The sequence below is a fragment of the Paenibacillus amylolyticus genome (assembly GCF_047302515.1).
GTDB classification, from domain to species: domain Bacteria; phylum Bacillota; class Bacilli; order Paenibacillales; family Paenibacillaceae; genus Paenibacillus; species Paenibacillus amylolyticus_G.
Genome location: NZ_CP168019.1, coordinates 3459541 through 3480076, shown reverse-complemented (window position 1 = coordinate 3480076; position 20536 = coordinate 3459541). Strand labels below are relative to the sequence as shown.

Annotated in this window: 18 protein-coding genes; 17 read left to right on the top strand and 1 reads right to left on the bottom strand. The window is 44.8% G+C overall.

Annotated features, from left to right (window positions below):
- Window positions 1-183 precede the first annotated feature (183 nt).
- Window positions 184-735 carry a nitroreductase gene (locus tag ACDJ59_RS14890; protein WP_124114062.1) on the top strand — a complete coding sequence of 184 codons (552 nt, stop codon included), beginning with the start codon at window positions 184-186 and terminating at the stop codon, window positions 733-735.
- Window positions 736-907: 172 nt separating this feature from the next.
- Here the strand turns inward: ACDJ59_RS14890 and ACDJ59_RS14885 are convergent, their stop codons facing one another.
- A complete protein-coding gene (locus ACDJ59_RS14885; RefSeq protein ID WP_413409645.1) occupies window positions 908-2518 on the bottom strand; it encodes a YifB family Mg chelatase-like AAA ATPase in 1611 nt (536 codons plus the stop codon).
- Window positions 2519-2996: 478 nt separating this feature from the next.
- Here ACDJ59_RS14885 and ACDJ59_RS14880 point away from each other — a divergent pair, with 478 nt between their 5' ends.
- From ACDJ59_RS14880 to fliJ, 16 genes are all read left to right on the top strand, one after another.
- The gene (locus tag ACDJ59_RS14880; protein WP_036609387.1) at window positions 2997-3452 is read left to right on the top strand and encodes a MarR family winged helix-turn-helix transcriptional regulator; all 456 of its coding nucleotides are present in this window, start codon (window positions 2997-2999) and stop codon (window positions 3450-3452) included.
- 243 nt (window positions 3453-3695) lie between these two features.
- Entirely contained in the window at window positions 3696-4856 is a 1161-nt protein-coding gene (gene sucC / locus ACDJ59_RS14875; RefSeq protein ID WP_036609384.1) for an ADP-forming succinate--CoA ligase subunit beta, read from the top strand.
- Between the two features lie 63 nt (window positions 4857-4919).
- Window positions 4920-5849 (top strand): succinate--CoA ligase subunit alpha, encoded by a 930-nt coding sequence (gene sucD / locus ACDJ59_RS14870; protein WP_036609382.1) that lies wholly within the window; start codon window positions 4920-4922, stop codon window positions 5847-5849.
- A 244-nt stretch (window positions 5850-6093) separates the two neighbouring features.
- Complete coding sequence (dprA, locus tag ACDJ59_RS14865) at window positions 6094-7224, top strand: DNA-processing protein DprA (protein ID WP_413409642.1); 1131 nt, start codon at window positions 6094-6096, stop codon at window positions 7222-7224.
- Window positions 7225-7340: 116 nt separating this feature from the next.
- Complete coding sequence (gene topA, locus ACDJ59_RS14860; protein WP_047842473.1) at window positions 7341-9440, top strand: type I DNA topoisomerase; 2100 nt, start codon at window positions 7341-7343, stop codon at window positions 9438-9440.
- 51 nt (window positions 9441-9491) lie between these two features.
- Window positions 9492-10835 (top strand): FADH(2)-oxidizing methylenetetrahydrofolate--tRNA-(uracil(54)-C(5))-methyltransferase TrmFO, encoded by a 1344-nt coding sequence (trmFO, locus tag ACDJ59_RS14855; protein WP_413409641.1) that lies wholly within the window; start codon window positions 9492-9494, stop codon window positions 10833-10835.
- A 26-nt stretch (window positions 10836-10861) separates the two neighbouring features.
- Window positions 10862-11404 (top strand): ATP-dependent protease subunit HslV, encoded by a 543-nt coding sequence (hslV, locus tag ACDJ59_RS14850; protein ID WP_017689194.1) that lies wholly within the window; start codon window positions 10862-10864, stop codon window positions 11402-11404.
- A gap of 116 nt (window positions 11405-11520) precedes the next feature.
- Window positions 11521-12921: an ATP-dependent protease ATPase subunit HslU gene (hslU, locus tag ACDJ59_RS14845; protein ID WP_047842474.1), complete on the top strand. Its 1401-nt coding sequence runs from the start codon at window positions 11521-11523 to the stop codon at window positions 12919-12921.
- Window positions 12922-13902: 981 nt separating this feature from the next.
- Window positions 13903-14310 carry a flagellar basal body rod protein FlgB gene (gene flgB / locus ACDJ59_RS14840; protein WP_036670359.1) on the top strand — a complete coding sequence of 136 codons (408 nt, stop codon included), beginning with the start codon at window positions 13903-13905 and terminating at the stop codon, window positions 14308-14310.
- A gap of 6 nt (window positions 14311-14316) precedes the next feature.
- Window positions 14317-14766 carry a flagellar basal body rod protein FlgC gene (flgC, locus tag ACDJ59_RS14835; RefSeq protein WP_017689191.1) on the top strand — a complete coding sequence of 150 codons (450 nt, stop codon included), beginning with the start codon at window positions 14317-14319 and terminating at the stop codon, window positions 14764-14766.
- Window positions 14767-14824: 58 nt separating this feature from the next.
- Window positions 14825-15136: a flagellar hook-basal body complex protein FliE gene (gene fliE / locus ACDJ59_RS14830; RefSeq protein WP_017689190.1), complete on the top strand. Its 312-nt coding sequence runs from the start codon at window positions 14825-14827 to the stop codon at window positions 15134-15136.
- A gap of 137 nt (window positions 15137-15273) precedes the next feature.
- Window positions 15274-16857: a flagellar basal-body MS-ring/collar protein FliF gene (gene fliF, locus ACDJ59_RS14825; protein WP_413409639.1), complete on the top strand. Its 1584-nt coding sequence runs from the start codon at window positions 15274-15276 to the stop codon at window positions 16855-16857.
- Between the two features lie 11 nt (window positions 16858-16868).
- Window positions 16869-17885, top strand: coding sequence for a flagellar motor switch protein FliG (gene fliG / locus ACDJ59_RS14820; RefSeq protein ID WP_036609368.1), 1017 nt, complete (start codon window positions 16869-16871; stop codon window positions 17883-17885).
- Entirely contained in the window at window positions 17878-18741 is an 864-nt protein-coding gene (locus ACDJ59_RS14815; RefSeq protein ID WP_413409638.1) for a FliH/SctL family protein, read from the top strand. The genes fliG and ACDJ59_RS14815 overlap by 8 nt, the downstream gene beginning before the upstream one ends.
- Window positions 18728-20047, top strand: a complete 1320-nt coding sequence (gene fliI, locus ACDJ59_RS14810) for a flagellar protein export ATPase FliI (RefSeq protein WP_036609365.1) — start codon at window positions 18728-18730, stop codon at window positions 20045-20047. The genes ACDJ59_RS14815 and fliI overlap by 14 nt, the downstream gene beginning before the upstream one ends.
- A gap of 11 nt (window positions 20048-20058) precedes the next feature.
- Window positions 20059-20511 (top strand): flagellar export protein FliJ, encoded by a 453-nt coding sequence (fliJ, locus tag ACDJ59_RS14805; RefSeq protein WP_413409636.1) that lies wholly within the window; start codon window positions 20059-20061, stop codon window positions 20509-20511.
- The last annotated feature ends 25 nt before the right edge of the window (window positions 20512-20536 follow it).

The window sequence follows — 20536 nt, the reverse complement described above, 5'->3', positions numbered from 1 at the left end:
TACCGTTTTTAATACCTGTAGCCCTAGTAGTCGACGCCTTCCCTTTGAATCTCGTGAACAGAAGGGTGTATAATCAAGGATGTAATCTGGAGGTTTAATCTTTTGATTTGTCATAAACGAATTGTTCCAGACCTAAACCATCGTTAGGGTTACAAATCATATAATAAACAGGAGGTACGGCCGATGAGTAAAGCTACGAAAACAATAAATGAAGTCAGAAATGCGATTCAAAACCGTCGTACGGTGAAAAAATTTAAAAAAGAAGCTGTTCCTACACAGCAGATTATAGAATTGCTGGACACCGCAGTCTGGGCTCCTAACCATAAACTGCGTGAACCTTGGAGATTTTTGTTGTTTACCGGAAATGGACGGAAGAAACTGGCGGAGGCTATTGATGCAGAAATGGGAGAAGACAACAAATTCTCACCCAATATTATGCAAGTTCCATCCGTTATGCTTGTCGTGCTGGAAGAAGATCCAAGACAGAATATCTGGGACGAAGACTTTGCTGCGGTCAGTGCATTGGTTCAGAACTTTATGCTTGCAGCCTGGAGTGAAGACATTGGAACGTTCTGGGTGACCAAGCCATTCTTGTACGCTCCCAAATTCCGCAAACCGCTTGGAATAGAGGCGGGAGAGAAAATCGTAGGTATGATTTATATGGGATATCCTGATGTTATTCCTTCTGCCAAAGAACGCACACCAGCTAAGGACAAACTCACTCTTTTTGAATAATAAATTATTGTAGACCTTAGCTATATAAGATCCCCTTACGTTTACAGGGAAATCTACGTACAAGTACCTTTCTTCACAGAAGAGAAGGGCTTGTACGTTTTTTGTCATGTTGGCGTATCCGCGTTGTAGAATCTGCATAAGGAATCCTTCTCGATCTTCCTCCATACGCTTCTCAAAATAAATTAAGATCCAATTGACGATACTGGATGGCTTCAGCCACATGAGCTGTCACAATTTCACCTTCATGGTCCAGATCGGCAATGGTCTGTGCCATCTTGATAATCCGATCATGTGCACGCATGCTCAGGTTTAACGTTTGCAGCGTTTGCTCTAACAGTTGCTCTGCCTCTTGGGGGAGATGGATCGTTCGTCGCAAAAGCGTGCCCGAAAGCTGGCTATTCCAACGAACCGAACTTTTGGCATAACGTGTAGCCTGAATTTGATGAGCATGGATCACTTTTGCCTGCATTTCTTCAGAGGAAGGGGAAGCAGCAGACTTGCGCCACTCGCCAGGTGGAGGAACCTCAACCTGAAGATCAATGCGGTCCAGCAGTGGTCCTGAAATTTTGGCTCGGTACGCGGCAACACGGGCTGGACTACATATGCAGCGTTGCTCCTCCGAATGAGCGGACAAATATCCGCAGGGACAGGGATTCATGGAACATGCAAGCATAAACTGGGCCGGAAAGGTGAAAGCAGCCCGTGCCCGACTAATTGTCACTGTGCGATCCTCTAACGGCTGCCTTAATACCTCCAGCACTTGACGCTGGAATTCAGGTAATTCATCCAGAAACAATATGCCCCGGTGGGCAAGGCTCACTTCACCCGGTTTTGGGATACCACCGCCTCCAATCAGACCAGAGGTGGATATCGTGTGGTGAGGGGAGCGAAAAGGTCTGTCTGCAATCAGGCCTTGAGGCGCTTCTTTCAATTTGCCAGCGGCACTTAATACTTTGGTGACTTCCAACGCTTCATCTTCTGACAAAGGAGGAAGGATGGAAGGCAGACGTTTGATTAACATCGTTTTGCCCGTGCCTGGCGGTCCAACGAGCAGTATATTATGCATGCCGGCTGCAGCAATCATAAGCGCGCGTTTTACATGATGCTGCCCCAGAACATCGCTATAGTCATCTGCAAATAATGGTGTTTGTCTTGGCTTCCTATCCGCCATCTTATGAGTCTTATCAGTTATAGGAGCAGCGAGGTGTGCATAATTTTTCAACACGACTGGTCCTGTATTGGCTTTATTTGGCACTCCAACCGAACTCCCAGATTGATCTAAGTTTTCTGGTGCAATATCCTGTAAATGACGAATGCCAAACACCTGGATACCTCGAATCAGTGACGCTTCCTCTACGTTATCCAAAGGCAGGAGCACGGACGTAAAGCCTTGTCGTTTGGCCAGATCCACCATGGATAAAATGCCTGGCACGGACCTGATCGAACCGTCCAACGCCAGCTCGCCAACCACTAGTGTCCGTTCCTGGGGAGGAAGTACAAGCTGACCGCTTGTCATAAGTAAACCAATAGCGATGGCTAGATCAAAGGAAGATCCTTCCTTGCGTAGATCAGCGGGGGCAAGATTGATTGTGATTCGCTGTAAAGGATACTGATATCCGCAGTTTTTAATCGCTGCACGGACACGTTCAACGGCCTCACGAATGGCTGAATCCGGTAAACCGATGATGGATGTCTGTGGCAGACCATTGGATAAATCGGTTTCCACCTCGATCAGAACACCATCGATTCCGTACAAACACGCACTGTGTAATTTTCCGTACATAACAAAGAAACACCTCACTCGATACTTGACTCCGCATAATACGGGCCAGTCTACGAATTAAGGTGCTTCCTCAGCTTCTACTAAGCATTTTATATAAAAGGAATCATGGAGTCAACCTGTCATTATCATTGCTGTAGTCATCTTTCCTGATCCCTGAATTTTAGTTCTGGAAGGAAAACATTAAATAGCTTTGGCGAAAATCGTTACGTATAAACTTTCATTATGATTATTAAATTTGACCCGAGAAAGCTTGAATCTGTTCGCTGGACTTATCTATTATTGTTGTTAAATCATGGAATGAACTGCTGATTATCTATCTATATTTATATTTTACACAATCTAATTTATCATAATTAAATTGAATAGTAAAATCATTTGTGCTCAATTATTCTGTTTTTTTTCTATTTTGTGATAGTATAGATCTATAGTTCCTGTATTATTAGGAATAGATTGCACAATAGGCAGGTGAGAAAGACATATGCAGACTGACAGTTTGAAGCTGGATAACCAATTATGCTTTGCCATATATGCTTGTTCACGTGAGATTACGAAGATGTACCAGCCTTATCTGGAGGTACTTGGCGTAACATATTCCCAGTATTTGGTGTTGATGGTTTTGTGGGAACGTGAAGAATGTACGGTTAAGGAGATCGGGGAGGCTCTCTATCTTGATTCGGGAACGTTGACACCACTTCTCAAACGTTTGCAGTCAGCAGGACTTATTAATCGCGAACGCTCGGCTCAGGATGAACGAAAAGTATTAATTACATTAACCGACTCGGGCCGTGAGTTGCGGAACAAGGCATTATCCATACCTGAATCCATTCAGGGAGATGCGTGTTTGAACAGTACAGAGTTTGAAACATTGCTGGGTCAGTTCAAAGGATTGCTGGAGAAAGTTCACGAAACCAACACTAACGCAGCCAAAAAATAAAATGCAGTTTTACATCGAGGAAACCTTGGCTTTTAGCTGGGGTTTTTCCCATATTTACCCAAACATTCACAATATGGGATCATACTCATATCAAAATACTGTCTATTAACCATTAGTTTTTTAAGGAAAGCGTTTTAAAAACGTGTTACAATGAATTGGGCTTGAGTGAAAATAGTCAACATTTGTCTTTTGTTAGTCTACCAACCCGCCTTGTTGCAGTCATGTTGATAGGAGGATTCGAGAATGAATATCCATGAATATCAAGGAAAAGAAGTACTGAAACAGTATGGAGTTACCGTTCCAAACGGAAAGGTTGCTTATACAGTCGATGAAGCGGTTGCGGCCGCAGAGGCACTGGGCAGTCCGGTGACTGTTGTTAAAGCGCAAATTCACGCAGGTGGTCGGGGTAAAGCCGGCGGCGTAAAAGTGGCAAAGAGTACGGATGAAGTTCGTGCCTATGCTTCCGAAATTCTGGGCAAAGTATTGGTAACACACCAGACTGGACCAGAAGGTAAAGAAGTGAAACGTCTTCTGATTGAAGAAGGATGCGATATCCGCAAAGAGTATTATGTGGGTGTTGTTGTGGACCGTGCCACAGGCCGTGTAGTTATGATGGCTTCCGAAGAAGGCGGTACTGAGATTGAAGAAGTAGCTGAAGCTACACCTGAGAAAATTTTCAAAGAAATCATTGACCCTGCCATTGGATTGCAAGTGTTCCAGGCCCGTAAACTGGCTTACAGCATTAAGATTCCGAATGAACTGGTGAACAAAGCTGTTAAGTTCATGCTCGCGCTGTACACTGCATTTGTCGAAAAAGATTGCTCTATTGCCGAGATCAATCCTCTCGTTGTTACCGGAGATGGAAACGTTATCGCGCTAGATGCGAAATTGAACTTTGACTCCAACGCCCTGTTCCGTCACAAAGACATTTTGGAACTGCGTGACCTGGATGAAGAGGATGAAAAAGAAATCGAAGCTTCCAAATACGACCTCAGCTACATAGCACTTGATGGCAACATCGGCTGTATGGTCAATGGTGCGGGACTTGCGATGGCAACGATGGACATTATCAAATACTACGGTGGAGACCCGGCCAACTTCCTTGACGTTGGGGGCGGTGCAACAACGGAGAAGGTGACTGAAGCATTTAAGATCATCTTGTCCGATGCCAAAGTAGCTGGGATCTTTGTTAACATTTTCGGTGGCATCATGCGCTGTGATGTTATCGCCAATGGTGTTGTTGAAGCCGCGAAGCAGCTTGGCCTGACCAAACCGCTGGTTGTTCGTCTTGAAGGAACTAACGTGGAGCTTGGCAAACGTATTCTGGGTGAATCTGGCCTGAATATCGTTCCTGCTGATTCCATGGCCGATGGTGCACAGAAAATTGTTGCCCTCGTAAAATAAGTTCATTCCTTAGTACCGGAGCTGTCCGGGAATTGAAAAATAACCGTAAGGATGTGAAGCAACGTGAGTATTTTGATCGATAAAAATACAAAAGTCATTACGCAAGGCATTACGGGTTCAACGGGAATGTTCCACACGAAGGGCGCATTGGACTACGGAACCCAGATGGTAGGCGGAGTTACACCGGGTAAAGGCGGAACTAATGTGGATATCACGTTGGAAGACGGTACAGTAGCTAGTCTGCCGGTGTTCAACACTGTGCAGGAAGCGAAGGAAGCTACAGGCGCAACAGCGAGCGTCATTTACGTTCCTCCTGCATTTGCAGCAGATTCCATTATGGAAGCTGTTGATGCTGAGCTGGACCTCGTAATCTGTATTACAGAAGGTATTCCGGTTCTTGACATGATCAAGGTTGACCGCTTCATGGAAGGTAAAAATACCGTCCTGATCGGACCAAACTGTCCAGGTGTCATTACACCAGGCGAATGTAAAATAGGTATCATGCCTGGTTATATCCATATGGCAGGGCACGTAGGCGTTGTTTCCCGTAGTGGAACACTTACCTATGAAGCCGTTCATCAACTGACGACTCGTGGCATTGGACAATCTTCTGCTGTAGGAATTGGGGGAGACCCTGTAAAAGGCTCCGAGTTCATTGATATCCTCAAACGGTTTAATGAAGATCCACAGACTCATGCGGTCATCATGATTGGTGAGATTGGTGGTACAGCTGAAGAGGATGCTGCAGATTGGGTACGTGAAAACATGACCAAACCGGTTGTTGGCTTTATCGGTGGCGTAACAGCGCCTCCAGGCAAACGGATGGGCCATGCTGGCGCTATTATCTCTGGCGGTAAAGGTACAGCTAAAGAGAAAATTGCAAAGCTGGAATCATGTGGAATCAAAGTAGCACCAACTCCTGCTGAGATGGGTTCGACTTTGGTGAGTGTACTTGAGGAACGCGGTATTTTGAATTTGTGCACGACACATTAATTCTTTTTCGTTATAATAGAAGAAACGGTTCGGAAATGATTTATTTCTGGTAGACCGACTATTATGGTTACGGAAAAGGTAAGCAACCTTTTGCCCTTGAACAGGGCGAAGGGTTGCTTTTTTGCGTTTTTTTTACGGGAAAAGGGGGAGGAATTGTCCCTCATCTGCGTAAACGCTTGCATTCCGTGGTCACTTAACACACAATATGAGGGAAGATCTCTTCCCGCTTTGGGAGGTTTATGGTATGGAAGAACGATGGATCTTGTTTGGGTTGCATGAGATGGAGGGTATTGGTAAAAAAACAATCTCGAAACTGATTTTGGGACAACATGAATTACCCGATCTATTGAATTATGGGGAAAGCGACTGGGTCGCAGCAGGCTTGCGCAAAGATCAAGCTGCACGTTTGGCTAGCCAATTTACTATCGACTGGATTGAGAGTAAAAGAGAACACGTTTACAATCAGGGGATAGAGGTTATTACTTATCTGGATCAGAATTATCCTATATTAATGAAGGAAACCGTTCAGCCTCCCTGGGTAATGTATGCTCGAGGGGATGTTAGTTTGCTACACAATTCGTCTATTGCCATGGTGGGAACTCGTATGCCAACCGTGTATGGGCGCAAAGTTGGAGAAAAGCTGGCAGAGCAATTATGCAATGCAGGACTGACGATTGTAAGCGGGCTTGCCCGCGGTATTGATAGCGTATGTCATGAGGCAGTACTACGTGCTAAAGGAAAAACGATTGCAGTATTCGGAACAGGGATTGATAATATATACCCACCCGAAAATACAAGCCTCGCTGAACGAATCACGGAGACGGGGCTGCTTTTGTCGGAATATCCACCAGGTACGAGAGCGCGCCAGGGATTATTTCCGGAACGGAATCGAATCATTGCCGGTCTGACACTGGGAACATTGGTTGTTGAGGCTGACATTCGCAGTGGTTCACTCATTACAGCAGATGCTGCGCTTGAAGCAGGCAGGGATGTATTTGCAGTCCCTGGACCTATTACATCGCCGAAAAGTCGGGGAGCACACAATCTTATCCGTCAAGGGGCCAAATTGGTCACTTGTGCAGCAGATGTATTGGAAGAGTATCGATTGGGCTTGCCAAATGCAGAACAACTTCCTTACAATAGAGGACGTTCGACCGAAACAAGCGATCCTTCCGGGCGAGGGATATTCGCTGAGGTTAAGCTCTCTCCAGATGAACAACGTGTGATTTATCTGTTGGAACAGGGAGAACAATCATTGGATCAACTGGTTGAGCTGCTTGGTTGGGATTTTGGACATTTGCATTCAGTTCTGTTATCTTTAATCATAAAAAAGCAGATTAGCCAATTACCAGGCACTAAATACGCGAGGGTATGACGAAGCTACAACCTACGTAGTGCGTGGAAATATATAATTAGCAGAAGTTATTAACTATGCATAAGCTTACAGAAACAGTTTCATGACAGTTTCATGACTGAGAGGAGGATGAACCTATGGCGGATGCACTCGTAATCGTGGAGTCGCCCTCAAAGGCGAAGACGATAGGCAAATATTTAGGCAGCAAGTTCATCGTAAAAGCTTCGATGGGGCATATTCGCGATTTGCCAAAGAGTCAGATCGGCGTTGAGGTAGAGAATGATTTTAATCCGAAATATATTACGATCCGCGGCAAAGGTTCAATTTTGAAAGAACTGAAGGATGCACGGAAGAAAGTGAAAAAAGTGTATCTCGCAGCTGACCCGGATCGCGAAGGTGAAGCTATCGCATGGCATTTGGCCCATGCCCTTGAACTGGACGATACGGCAGATTGCCGGGTAGTATTTAATGAAATTACAAAACAGGCGGTCAAAGATGCGTTCAAAACGCCGCGGAAAATCAATATGGATTTGGTTAACGCGCAGCAGGCAAGACGTATTCTGGATCGGCTCGTTGGATATAAAATTAGTCCGTTATTATGGAAGAAAGTGAAAAAAGGTTTGTCTGCAGGCCGGGTTCAGTCCGTGGCTGTTAAAATCATTTTAGATCGTGAAAATGAAATTGATGATTTTGAGCCGGAAGAATACTGGAGCATTACCGCCAAACTGACAGCAGACGGCAATCCGTTTGAAGCCAAGTTTCATAAACTGAACGGGGCCAAAACAGAGCTGGGCAGTGAAGCGGAAGTGCAAGCGATCCTGAAACAGATCGAAGGTGCAGACTTTACGATCAAGGAAGTTAAAGAGAAAGAACGGAGCCGTAACCCTTCCGCCCCGTTTACGACGAGTTCTCTGCAACAGGAAGCGGCGCGTAAATTGAATTTCAGAGCTTCCAAGACGATGTCGGTCGCCCAACAACTATATGAAGGTGTAGACCTTGGAAAAGAAGGCACAGTAGGTCTCATCACGTATATGCGTACGGACTCCACACGAATTGCGGCATCTGCACAAGAAGAAGCCAAAGAATATATCGTTGGTAAGTATGGTGAGCCATTTGCACCTGAGACTCCACGAAACTATTCTAAAAAAGCAGCTAATGCTCAGGATGCGCATGAAGCGATTCGTCCAACTTCAATTCTGCGTGACCCTGACTCAATCAAGTCATTCATGAGTCGCGATCAGTTCCGGTTGTATAAACTGGTATGGGAACGTTTTGTAGCGAGCCAAATGTCTTCGGCTATTCTGGATACACTCTCTGTAGATATTGCTGCGGGGGACACCATTTTTCGTGCAGCAGGTTCGAAGGTACGGTTCCAAGGTTTCATGAAGGTATATGTTGAAGGAAACGACGATGGTACAACCGATGAAGATCGTCTGCTGCCTCCGTTGAAAAGTGGAGATGTGCTTGAGAAGCAGGAGATTGAGCCAAAACAGCATTTTACACAACCGCCACCCCGTTATACGGAGGCAAGGTTGGTTAAGACGCTTGAGGAATTGGGTATAGGGCGTCCGAGTACATATGCGCCAACACTGGAGACCATTCAGAAGCGCGGATATGTTGCGATAGAGGAAAAGAAATTCATGCCAACGGAGCTTGGTGAACTGGTCATTGAACAGATGGAAGAGTTTTTCCCTGAAATCCTGAATGTAGAGTTCACCGCAAACATGGAAGGTGATCTTGACCATGTGGAGGAAGGTTCCGAGGATTGGGTCAAAGTGCTCGCAGAATTCTATGAATCTTTTGAGAAACGCCTTGAGTTTGCGGAAGAAGAAATGAAAGAAATCGAGATTGAAGACGAAGTATCGGATGAGATCTGTGAGAAGTGCGGCAAACCGCTGGTTTATAAACTCGGACGTTTTGGCAAGTTTCTTGCGTGCTCTGGCTTCCCTGATTGCCGGAATACCAAACCGATTATCAAGGATATCGGCGTGACTTGTCCGAAGTGTAAGGAAGGTCATGTTGTTGAGCGTCGTAGCAAAAAAGGACGTATTTTCTACGGTTGTGACAAATATCCTGAATGTGATTTTGTCTCATGGGACAGACCTTCAGCCAAACCATGTCCAAGTTGCGGATCGCTAATGATTGAAAAGCGGAACAAAAAGGGAGCACGATTGCAGTGTACTTCATGTGATCATCAGGAGCCGGTGGATGAACCGGATGACGAATCAGCAGATTAATATATATGCGAATCAAATTTAGTGAATTTTGAAATTGTTTTATGGGGGTAAATGATTTTGACGAATGAACAACAAGTAACCGTTATTGGTGCCGGGCTGGCAGGAACAGAAGCGGCCTGGCAGATTGCAAGTCGCGGCGTACGCGTGAAATTATACGAGATGAGACCTGTTGTGAAAACGCCAGCCCATCATACGGATAAATTTGCAGAACTGGTATGTAGCAACTCGCTGCGTGCGAATGGATTGACCAATGCAGTGGGTGTGTTAAAAGAAGAAATGAGAATGCTCAATTCTCTCGTATTGTCAGCAGCAGACAAACATGCAGTTCCTGCAGGTGGGGCACTTGCTGTGGACCGGGATGGATTTTCAGGTGAGATTACATCCACGTTGTACCAGCATCCGCTCATCGAAGTGGTGAATGAGGAATTAACTTCTCTGCCGGAAGATGGCATCGTTGTTGTTGCAACGGGCCCGCTGACCTCACCTGCATTGTCTGAGCAAATCAAGGCACTAATGGGGGAAGAGTATTTCTACTTCTATGATGCAGCTGCGCCGATCATCGAAAAAGATTCAATTGATATGAACAAAGTGTATCTGGCTTCCCGTTATGATAAGGGCGAAGCGGCATATCTGAACTGTCCGATGACAGAAGAAGAGTTTGATGTCTTCTATGAAGCTCTCATTACTGCTGAGGTTGCTCAATTAAAAGAGTTTGAGAAAGAAATCTACTTTGAAGGCTGTATGCCAATCGAAGTGATGATGAAACGCGGAAAACAGACGGCTCTGTTTGGTCCAATGAAACCGGTAGGTCTGGTTAACCCTCATACAGGAGAGTTGCCACATGCGGTTGTTCAGCTTAGACAGGACAATGCAGCTGGAACCCTGTATAACTTGGTGGGCTTCCAGACACATCTAAAATGGGGAGAACAGAAACGTGTCTTTTCTCTTATTCCTGGACTTGAAAATGCAGAGTTCGTTCGTTATGGCGTAATGCACCGTAATACATTTATTAACTCTCCTAAACTGCTTCTTCCGACGTATCAGTTTAAAGAGCGTCCAAACCTGTTCTTTGCAGGTCAGATGACGGGTGTAGAAGGATATGTGGAATCTGCTGCATCAGGACTTATTGCCGGCATGAACGCAGCCAAAGCAGCACTTGGGCAGGAACTGGTGGTATTGCCGGCAGAAACAACACTTGGCAGTATGGCTCAGTATATTACAACTGCTGACTTCAAACACTTCCAGCCAATGAACGCAAACTTTGGTTTGTTGCCGAAGCTTGAAACAAAGATTCGTAACAAAAAGGAAAAAAATGAAGCTCTTGCACAGCGTGCCCTGGATGGCATCACCAGTTTTGCTGCGGCAGAAGGTCTAACTGTTCCGGAACGCGTATAAATTATTCGTGGGAGGATGCTGATATCATGGATATGTCATTTCATGCTACAACGATCTGTGCTGTTCGTCATAATGGTAAGGCTGCAATCGCAGGAGATGGTCAGGTGACCATGGGCCAAAGCGTTGTGATGAAGAATACAGCCAAGAAGGTAAGACGTTTGTACCGCGGACAGGTTGTTGCTGGCTTTGCTGGTTCTGTGGCGGATGCGATCACCCTGTTTGAGAAATTCGAAGGTAAGCTGGAGGAGCACCATGGTAACTTGCAGCGTGCTGCTGTAGAACTTGCCAAGGATTGGCGTCAGGATCGGATCTTGCGTAAGCTTGAGGCGCTGTTGATTGTGATGGACAAATCAGGTATGCTGCTCATTTCAGGCGGCGGGGAGATTATTGAACCGGATGATGACGTTATTGCTATCGGATCAGGTGGAAACTTTGCCTTATCTGCTGCGCGTGCGTTGAAACGTCATGCAGTAAACCTGGAAGCGAAAGATATTGCGCGTGAATCACTTCAGATTGCCTCGGAGTTATGTGTATATACCAATAATAATATTATTGTAGAAGAGTTATAAGCCAAAGAAATCTCCCGTAGTGGAGCATGATTCTGTAATCTGCTCCAGGACGTCTAGGGGATTCTTTGTCCTTGTTAGGAAAAATAAATTCAACATACTGGTAGGAGGGAAGCAATATGAATACTCAAGCGTTAACACCGAGACAGATTGTTGCAGAGCTTGACAAGTATATTGTAGGTCAAAAGAAAGCTAAAAAATCGGTAGCCGTAGCCCTTCGTAATCGTTATCGGCGTAGCCTTTTGCCTGAGCACACTCAGGACGACATTGTGCCTAAAAATATCTTGATGATTGGACCTACCGGTGTGGGTAAAACGGAAATCGCTCGTCGCCTCGCTAAACTGGTAGGTGCGCCATTTGTGAAAGTGGAAGCTACCAAGTTCACTGAAGTAGGTTACGTTGGCCGTGACGTTGAATCGATGGTGCGTGATCTGATTGAGACATCACTGCGGATGGTGAAGTTGGAGCGGACTGAAAAAGTGAAGGACAAAGCTGAAGAAGCTGCCAATGAGCGAATTGTACATATTTTGGCTCCTTCACAGTCTAAGTCCAAGAGTCAGCGTAATCCCTTTGAGATGATCTTTGGTAATAATGGCAACAACGTTCAGGAACAGGATGAGCCAGAACCGGATACTGGGGTTGCCGAACGCCGCCGTAAGATCAAGTTTGATCTGTTGTCCGGCAAGTTGGAGGATGACATCATTGAGATTGATGTCGAAGACACTGCGCCTAACATGATGGACATGTTTGCTGGACAAGGTAATGATCAGATGGGCATGAATATGCAGGAGATGTTTGGCAGCCTCTTACCTCGTCGTACGAAAAAGCGCAAGCTCGCTATTAAAGAAGCGCGCAAAGTGTTGATCCAGGAAGAAGCAGGAAAATTGATCGATATGGATGATGTTACACAAGAATCCATTCGTCGAGCAGAGCAGACAGGTATCATTTTCATAGATGAAATTGACAAGGTCGCCAGTCAAGGGCGCGGTAGTGGTCCTGATGTATCCCGTGAGGGTGTGCAACGTGATATACTGCCTATCGTAGAGGGCTCTACAGTAATGACGAAATATGGTCCTGTCAAAACGGACTATATTCTGTTTATGGCAGCTGGCGCATTCCATGTCGCCAAACCCTCTGATTTGATTCCTGAGCTTCAGGGACGCTTCCCGATTCGTGTGGAACTAAGCAGTCTAACACTGGAGGAGTTTGTATCCATTCTGACTGAACCCCAAAATGCACTGACCAAGCAGTATGTTGATCTGTTGCGCACAGAGAATATTGAGATTGAGTTCTCGGATGAGGCCATTCGCGAGATTGCCAAATTGGCTGAATCCGTCAATCAAAATACAGAAAATATAGGTGCACGTCGATTGCATACGATTCTTGAAAAGCTTTTGGAGGATTTATCCTTTGAGGCACCTGAGCTTACACTGGAACGTATGGTGATCACTCCGGAGTATGTCCGGGAGAAATTAAATGATATTGCGCTTGATCGTGATTTGAGCCAGTATATCCTGTAACATAGGTCTAGCAATGGAATTGTTATAATGATGCTATAAATGAACGGTATGCACGAGAGTAGAGAACATTTGTGTGATCCACAAAGGGTAGCAATCCTTTAACGAATCACAAAGGCCCTCTTACTTGACGCATATCGTTTATTTTTGTTTGTATCTAAAGGATTTTGATGTTACAACCGATAAAAGATGTGGGGTTGTTATACGGATCGACAAAACCTAGGACTTGTGCCGCATGTATACGGAGTTAAAACCTATCGGAGTGGTAGTTGTTCCTTGTTTTCATTCCCAATGATTCCCATTAAAAGGATTTTCATTATTCCAAGTCTGGTCATCGGTTTAGTCAATAGATTGGTAAATGTTGCGTAAATGCGCAAAATGATGAATTGTAGAAAAGTGTGAAGCCACTAATTGTTTTCTTAAAATTAAAATATATAGACTCCACTTAATTGTTAAGAAAGTGTTGTGTAGGAAGGACAAGTTTTCTTCATTCTTGAAAGATAACTTGTCAATTGATTAATATACAGCTTTGTATGTATACCTATCATATTGTCCATAAACCCTTAGTATAACGGCAAAAAATTCTAACATTACCAACTATGAAATATTCGGAAATATACATAATTACGGGCATTATAAGCTCATGTTGAGACTTGAAAGTTTTTTTTTATTTTAAGAATGTTTAAGAACAATAAGGGAGAGTATTAACATACTTTTGTTTTGGGCCCGAACATTTACGAAAAAATTCATAATTTGCAGAAAATACACAAAAAGCCCTGTCTTTCAGAAAAGATAGGGCTTTTTTCTTATTGTAATAAATCCCAAACTCGAAGAAACTTATGTTATACGACAACATCAGAGTTAATTCTACTTAAGTCCTAGAAAACCGTGTAAAGACGAATGTTTTTGTCGAAAAAAACATAAGAATTTTCAAGGGAAAAGATACAATCTTTTTCCATAACTTCTAAAGAGAGGAGGGGGATTGTGAATCTTTTAAACGATATTAGCTTTAAAAGATTGCAAGGTGCACTCGATGCGTCCAATATCAGACAACGAACAATTGCTGACAACATCGCGAACGCCGATACCCCGTATTTCAAGCGCTCGGACGTTTCTTTTGAAGAAATGTTGCAAGGGCAAATGAATGGAGATATGCCTGTTCTTAAGGGTAAAGTAACTGATGCAAGGCATTTTGTCATAGGTCCTTCCTCTTCCGTACCCACGCCAGTAGTTAATATGGACCAGTCAACCTCCATGAATAACAACGAAAACAATGTCGATATAGACAGAGAAATGAGTCTTCTGGCGGAGAATCAGTTACGTTATAACGCTTATATTCAGCAAGTGAACGAACAAATTAAAATCATGCGTGTTGGCGTGGAAGGGAGATAACCTAAATTGAACATTAGTAATAGTTTTAGTATCAGTAGCTCAGCTCTGACAGCCCAACGGTTGCGGATGGACGTTATATCTTCCAACATTGCCAACGCAGAGACGACGCGCGCGAGCGTATCCAATGGTGAAGCGGTCCCTTACAAACGTAAAATGGTTGTGCTTGAGCCGAATAAAACGTCATTTGGTACGATGCTGCAAAATCAGATGAGAGGTAGCGGTTCAGGAGATGGCGTAAGAGTAACCGAGATTCGCGAGGATCAGTCACCTTTGAAGCCTGTGTATGACCCTTCTCATCCGGATGCCAATGCAGAAGGATATGTATTTATGCCTAATGTGGATATTGCGAAAGAAATGGTCGACATGATCTCTGCTTCCCGTTCCTATGAAGCAAACGTAACAGCACTGAATTCAACCAAAGCGATGATCTCCAAAGCTTTGGAGATTGGAAGATAATCTGCTTAGAAATGAAAATAAGAAAAATACAAACCAGGGATGAAGGGGAGGGACATTAATGATTCAGAACAACATGTTTAGCACACAGGGGATACAACCGCTACAGATGAAGAGTGCAACCGAAAGTAAGCCTTCTACACCAGCCGAAACCATTCAGAGCTTCGGTACATACTTACAGAATGCATTAGGGTCCGTTGCAGCACAGGAGGCTCAATCGCATGAAATGTCGAATCAATTTTTGGTCGGCAAAGCGAATGTGGATCAAGTGATGATTGCTTCAGAACAGGCCTTGTTAAGCCTACAACTCACAACTCAAGTCCGAAACAAAGTGGTCGAAGCATACCAAGAAGTTATGCGAACGCAGTTATAAAATAACCTACTTGCGCTTCGATAATAGCGCTGATCATTACAACAAAGCAGCTGCGATGCTGCTCCTGATCGTCAACCTATGAAACGGCTAGGGTTGAGTAAGGACAGACTAAGCAAAGTTTCGGATGGGGTGACAGAGTGAATGAGAGAATCGCCCAGTACAGGGATAAGGCATCCCTGTATTGGAATAGTTTTAGCAAAAAGCAAAAAGTATTATTTATATCCACCTTCCTGTTCCTGATTTTGGCTGCAGTTGTACTCACGATGCAATTGTCCAAGACGGAATATGAAGTTGCTTTTACAGATTTGAATGCAAGTGATTCAGCGGGCGTTATCAGTTATCTCGATTCATCTAGCATTCCATACAAATTAAGTTCAGATGGCAAGACCATATCCGTACCGAGTACAAGTGTTGCAATTGCAAAGGTGAACGTTGGATCTCAAGGGATTATTCAGAATGGTTCATTGGGGTATAAGTCATTCGAGGAGTCATCATCCCCCATCGGGATGACGGATAAAGAGTTTGATGTAAAGTACAACAACGCTATAAACGGAGAAGTTGAACAGTTACTTCAGCGGATGCAAGGGATACAGGATGCTAAAGTACTCGTGAATATGCCGAAAGATAACATTTTTGCTGGTTTAGAAGAACAAGACAAAGCATCAGCATCGGTAGCTCTCCAATTCAAACCGGGTTATCATCCAAATCAGGCAGCGGTAGACGGCTACTTTAACTTGGTTAAGACTGCAATTCCTAATCTTCCTGTTGAGAACATCACAATTACGAACACAGATGAAGCAGAATTGATTCCAACTGCCCGAGGTGGCAGTGGCGGGTTGTCTTCCGAAGTTCAAGAGAACATGGCACTACAGAAAAAGTTTGAAAACGATGTCCGTAATAACGTAAAGCAATTCCTTTCCCAGATTGTAGGCGAAGACAAAGTTAATGTTTTGGTAGCCTCCAAGCTTAATTTTGACAAAGAAACACGTAAGGAAAATCTGGTCACACCTGTTGATGTAGATAATATGAAAGGCATCGAGATCAGTGTGCAGGAGATTCAAAAGAGCTACACTGGCGCAAGCAACCCAACAGGTGGTGTTGCTGGCACAGGACAAGAGGAAGTTCCGGGTTACCCATCATCTGATGCAACCGGTAACTCTACCTCCGAAGAATCATCAAGCACTATAAACTACGATGTTAATCGAATCGCCAAGGATATCATTTCCAGTCCGTATACTGTAAAAGACTTAACCATTAACGTTGCAGTTGAACCACCGAATGGAGAAACAGAATTACAGGGACCGGTTCAGGACGCAATTGAGAACATTTTGGTTAACATTGTTCGTGCTTCACTGGCAGACTCAGGCACTGTAATAAGTGACGCCGATCTGACAAAGAAAGTTTCAGTCATGTCGCAAGGATTCCAGTCTGCCTCTGCAGACAATACAGGTTTCCAGCTCTCCTCAACGATGATGTGGGGTGGAGGCGCACTCATAGCGGCATTGATCGCAGCGGTAGTTATTTTGTTAGTACGCCGTCGCCGCAAACAAAACGAAGTCGAAGAAGAAGAGATTCCTCTTCCAATAGCAACAGAGTTCCCGTCCATTACGCTGGACAGTGTAACGAACGAAAGTCAGGTGCGCAAACAATTGGAGAGTTTGGCCAAGAAAAAGCCAGACGAATTCGTCAATCTGCTGCGTACATGGCTGGCTGACGAATAGAGGTGAGCGCATTGGCAAAGGCAAGCAGTCAAGGTTTGACTGGCAAACAAAAAGCAGCAATATTGTTGATTACATTAGGTCCGGAAGTATCGGCTCAGATCTTCAAACATCTGCGTGATGAGGAGATTGAGCAACTTACGTTGGAGATTGCCAACGTTCGCAAAGTTGATTCTTCCGAAAAGGATATGATCATGGCCGAGTTTCACCAGATCTGTCTGGCGCAGGAATATATCTCTCAGGGCGGTATCAATTACGCCAGAGAAATCCTGGAGAAAGCTCTGGGTTCATCAAAAGCACTTGAAGTCATTAATCGTTTGACAGCTACGCTGCAAGTCAGACCATTTGACTTTGCGCGCAAAGCAGATCCGAACCAAATTTTGAACTTTATTCAGAATGAAAGCCCACAAACGATTGCCCTGGTTCTGTCTTACCTGCAATTCGAACAAGCTGCAGCGATTCTGTCATCTTTGCCACAAGAGAAGCAGGCAGATGTCGCTCGCCGCGTTGCAGTTATGGATAGTACTTCGCCAGAAGTTATCTCTCAAGTGGAGCGGGTTCTGGAACAAAAGCTATCTTCTACCGTAACGCAGGATTACACGAATGCGGGTGGTATCGAATCGATCGTTCAGATTCTGAACGGAGTCGATCGGGGGACAGAGCGTACCATTTTGGACTCGCTCGAGATTCAGGATCCGGAGCTTGCAGAGGAAATCAAAAAACGCATGTTTGTATTCGAAGATATCGTCAATGTGGATGATCGTTCGATTCAGCGCATTATTCGGGATATCGACAACGCAGATCTGCAACTCGCACTCAAAGTGGCAAGCGAAGAAGTTCGGGATGCCGTGTTCCGGAATATGTCGAAACGGATGTCCGAGACATTCAAAGAAGAGATGGAATTCATGGGACCTGTGCGATTGCGTGATGTTGAAGAAGCTCAGACACGCATTGTAGGAACGATACGCAGATTGGAAGAAGCCGGTGAGATCATTATCGCACGCGGTGGAGGAGATGATATCATTGTCTAATTTGATTAAATCTTTCCAGTATGTACCGGTTGATGACCGTAAAAAACTTGAAAATCATCATCATTATGGTGATGCCGAGGAGTCTGAAACGGAATTATACGTTGATAGTGCTGAAGGTTCTGAAGCAGAAACGCTTCAAGCACGCGTGGACGAAGAAACACAACGTCTCACCGCAGAGATGCTGGAAGATGCCAAGGAGTTTGCAGAAAAGCAAGTACGTGAAGCTTCGGAAGAAGCAGAGCGCATGCTTCAAGAAGCCCGTGAACAGATTGATAGCTGGTGGCAGGAACAACGACAACAGGATGAACATCTGACCGAAGCACTTCGTTCACAAGGTTTCCAACAGGGTTTTGAAGAAGGCAAAGTACAAGCTGAACTGGATCTCCAGGTGCAGATCGAAAAGATGATGAATGAAGCCCAGGAAGTGCTCAAGGAAGCTTATGTAGCTAAAGATCAGATCATTCAGGAAGCCGAACCGTTCCTCGTGGAGCTCGCTTGCGGGATCGCTGAGAAAGTCATTGATAAGCAACTTACCATTGAACCCGATCATACATTGGAACTGATTCGTCAGAGTTTGTCACGTAAACGGGAGCAGGGTTTGATCACACTCTGTGTGGCACCTGATCAGTTTACATTTGTACAGGCAGCTCGTGAAGAATTGTCTCTGTCCATTGACTCTCAGGCAGAGTTGCAGATTTTGCCTGATTCAACGGTCAAAGATAAGGGATGTGTCATTCGTTCTTCGTTCGGAAGTGTAGATGCGAGAATTGATACACAGCTTGCTGAGATTAAAAAAGAACTGGTCCGCATAGCACTTGAGGATGAGGAGCGAAAAAATCAACATGAAGGTTCTTAGTTCACAGCGATATATGGAACATTTGCGCCAATTCGATCCTGTTCGTATTAACGGCAAGGTTACTCAGGTCATTGGTCTTATGGTGGAGTCAGAAGGGCCAGATGCAAGTATCGGTGACGTATGTTATATCTATCCTGGTAAATCGGCCAAGCCTCTTCAGGCCGAAGTTGTTGGGTTTCGAGATAACAAAGTGCTGCTTATGCCACTGGGGGAACTTCAATCCATCGGTCCTGGTTGCGATGTAGTAGGTACGGGTAAACCACTCGGCGTTCAGGTAGGCTCCGAATTGCTCGGTAAAGTGCTGGACGGACTTGGGCAGCCGCTAGACGGTTCCCTTCTCCCATCCAGAATGCCGATGTATTCTACCTCCAATACTCCTGTTAATCCAATGGATCGTCCACGTGTACTTGAAACGATGGGTGTTGGTGTAAGGGCTATCGACGGATTGTTGACCGTAGGTAAGGGACAGCGTGTAGGTATTTTTGCTGGTTCTGGTGTTGGTAAGAGTACACTGATGGGCATGATTGCTCGTAATACAGCAGCTGATGTCAATGTCATCGCGCTTGTGGGTGAGCGTGGACGTGAGGTACGTGACTTTATTGAACGGGATCTGGGTCCGGAAGGACTGGAACGCTCCGTAGTCATTGTTGCAACTTCAGATCAGCCTGCCCTGATTCGGATTAAGGGAGCAGTTATTGCGACCACTATTGCAGAGTATTTCCGAGATCGTGGAATGAACGTGATGCTCATGATGGATTCGGTAACCCGATATGCTATGGCACAAAGGGAAGTGGGTCTGGCCGTAGGTGAACCTCCGGCAATGAGAGGATATACGCCATCGGTTTTTGCAAGTTTGCCCAAACTGCTTGAACGGGCGGGTACAGGACCTACCGGTTCGATTACAGCCTTTTACACCGTTCTGGTCGATGGGGATGACATGAATGAACCAATCGCGGATGCGGTAAGGGGTATTCTGGATGGACACATTGTGTTAAATCGATCCATTGCAAATAAAGGTCATTTTCCAGCGATTGATGTGTTAGCCAGCATAAGTCGTGTTATGAAGGATATTGCTCCGGAAGAGCAGTTGGAAGCCGTTAATAATATGAAACGTTTGATGGCTGTGTACAAAGAATCGGAAGATTTGATCAATATTGGAGCTTACCAGCGGGGATCAAATGCAGCCATAGATGAATCGATAGACCAGATTGATAGTATATGGAACTTTACCAAGCAGAAAGTCGACGAGAAAGTCACTTTAAGTGAAGTACAGGAACGTTTGATTCTTGAATTTGCAAGGAGATGAATGGGTAAACGATGAAATTTCGATATCATTTCCAGAAAGTTGTTGACCTGAAGAGTAATGAAAAAACACAGGCAGAGTGGATGTTATCCACAGCGATCGGTAAACTTCAGACGGAGGAAGAACATCTGATACAACTTCTGAACGACAGAAGTAATCTGATCGGCATTATCCAATCTGCTACGGAAAATACAGCGTCTGTAAACAGTCTGCAGGAGATGCAGCGTTATGTACATCACCTTGACGAGTGCATTTCACGCAAAAACAGTGATGTTAAACATGCTCAGGTCAATGTGCAACGGAATCAGACGTTTCTGAACGGTAAGATGGTTGATGAAAAAGTATGGCTTGGAGCGAGAGACAAGGCGAAAAACAAATTTCAGCAGGAGATGCTCCTCCGGGAACAGAACGATCTGGACGAGATGGCTACTGTACGCTTCGCTGCCAAAGCCGGACGCGCGAATTGATGTGAGCCGGACGCGAAGTTGTCTC

What these genes read in the sequence shown, in the direction of transcription:
- ACDJ59_RS14890 (WP_124114062.1), top strand. Translation starts at nt 184, where the DNA reads ATGAGTAAAGCTACGAAAACAATAAATGAAGTCAGAAATGCGATTCAA.
- dprA (WP_413409642.1), top strand. Translation starts at nt 6,094, where the DNA reads ATGGAAGAACGATGGATCTTGTTTGGGTTGCATGAGATGGAGGGTATT.
- ACDJ59_RS14885 (WP_413409645.1), bottom strand. Translation starts at nt 2,518, where the DNA reads ATGTACGGAAAATTACACAGTGCGTGTTTGTACGGAATCGATGGTGTT.
- trmFO (WP_413409641.1), top strand. Translation starts at nt 9,492, where the DNA reads ATGATTTTGACGAATGAACAACAAGTAACCGTTATTGGTGCCGGGCTG.
- topA (WP_047842473.1), top strand. Translation starts at nt 7,341, where the DNA reads ATGGCGGATGCACTCGTAATCGTGGAGTCGCCCTCAAAGGCGAAGACG.
- sucC (WP_036609384.1), top strand. Translation starts at nt 3,696, where the DNA reads ATGAATATCCATGAATATCAAGGAAAAGAAGTACTGAAACAGTATGGA.
- hslV (WP_017689194.1), top strand. Translation starts at nt 10,862, where the DNA reads ATGGATATGTCATTTCATGCTACAACGATCTGTGCTGTTCGTCATAAT.
- fliE (WP_017689190.1), top strand. Translation starts at nt 14,825, where the DNA reads ATGATTCAGAACAACATGTTTAGCACACAGGGGATACAACCGCTACAG.
- fliI (WP_036609365.1), top strand. Translation starts at nt 18,728, where the DNA reads ATGAAGGTTCTTAGTTCACAGCGATATATGGAACATTTGCGCCAATTC.
- hslU (WP_047842474.1), top strand. Translation starts at nt 11,521, where the DNA reads ATGAATACTCAAGCGTTAACACCGAGACAGATTGTTGCAGAGCTTGAC.
- fliJ (WP_413409636.1), top strand. Translation starts at nt 20,059, where the DNA reads ATGAAATTTCGATATCATTTCCAGAAAGTTGTTGACCTGAAGAGTAAT.
- ACDJ59_RS14880 (WP_036609387.1), top strand. Translation starts at nt 2,997, where the DNA reads ATGCAGACTGACAGTTTGAAGCTGGATAACCAATTATGCTTTGCCATA.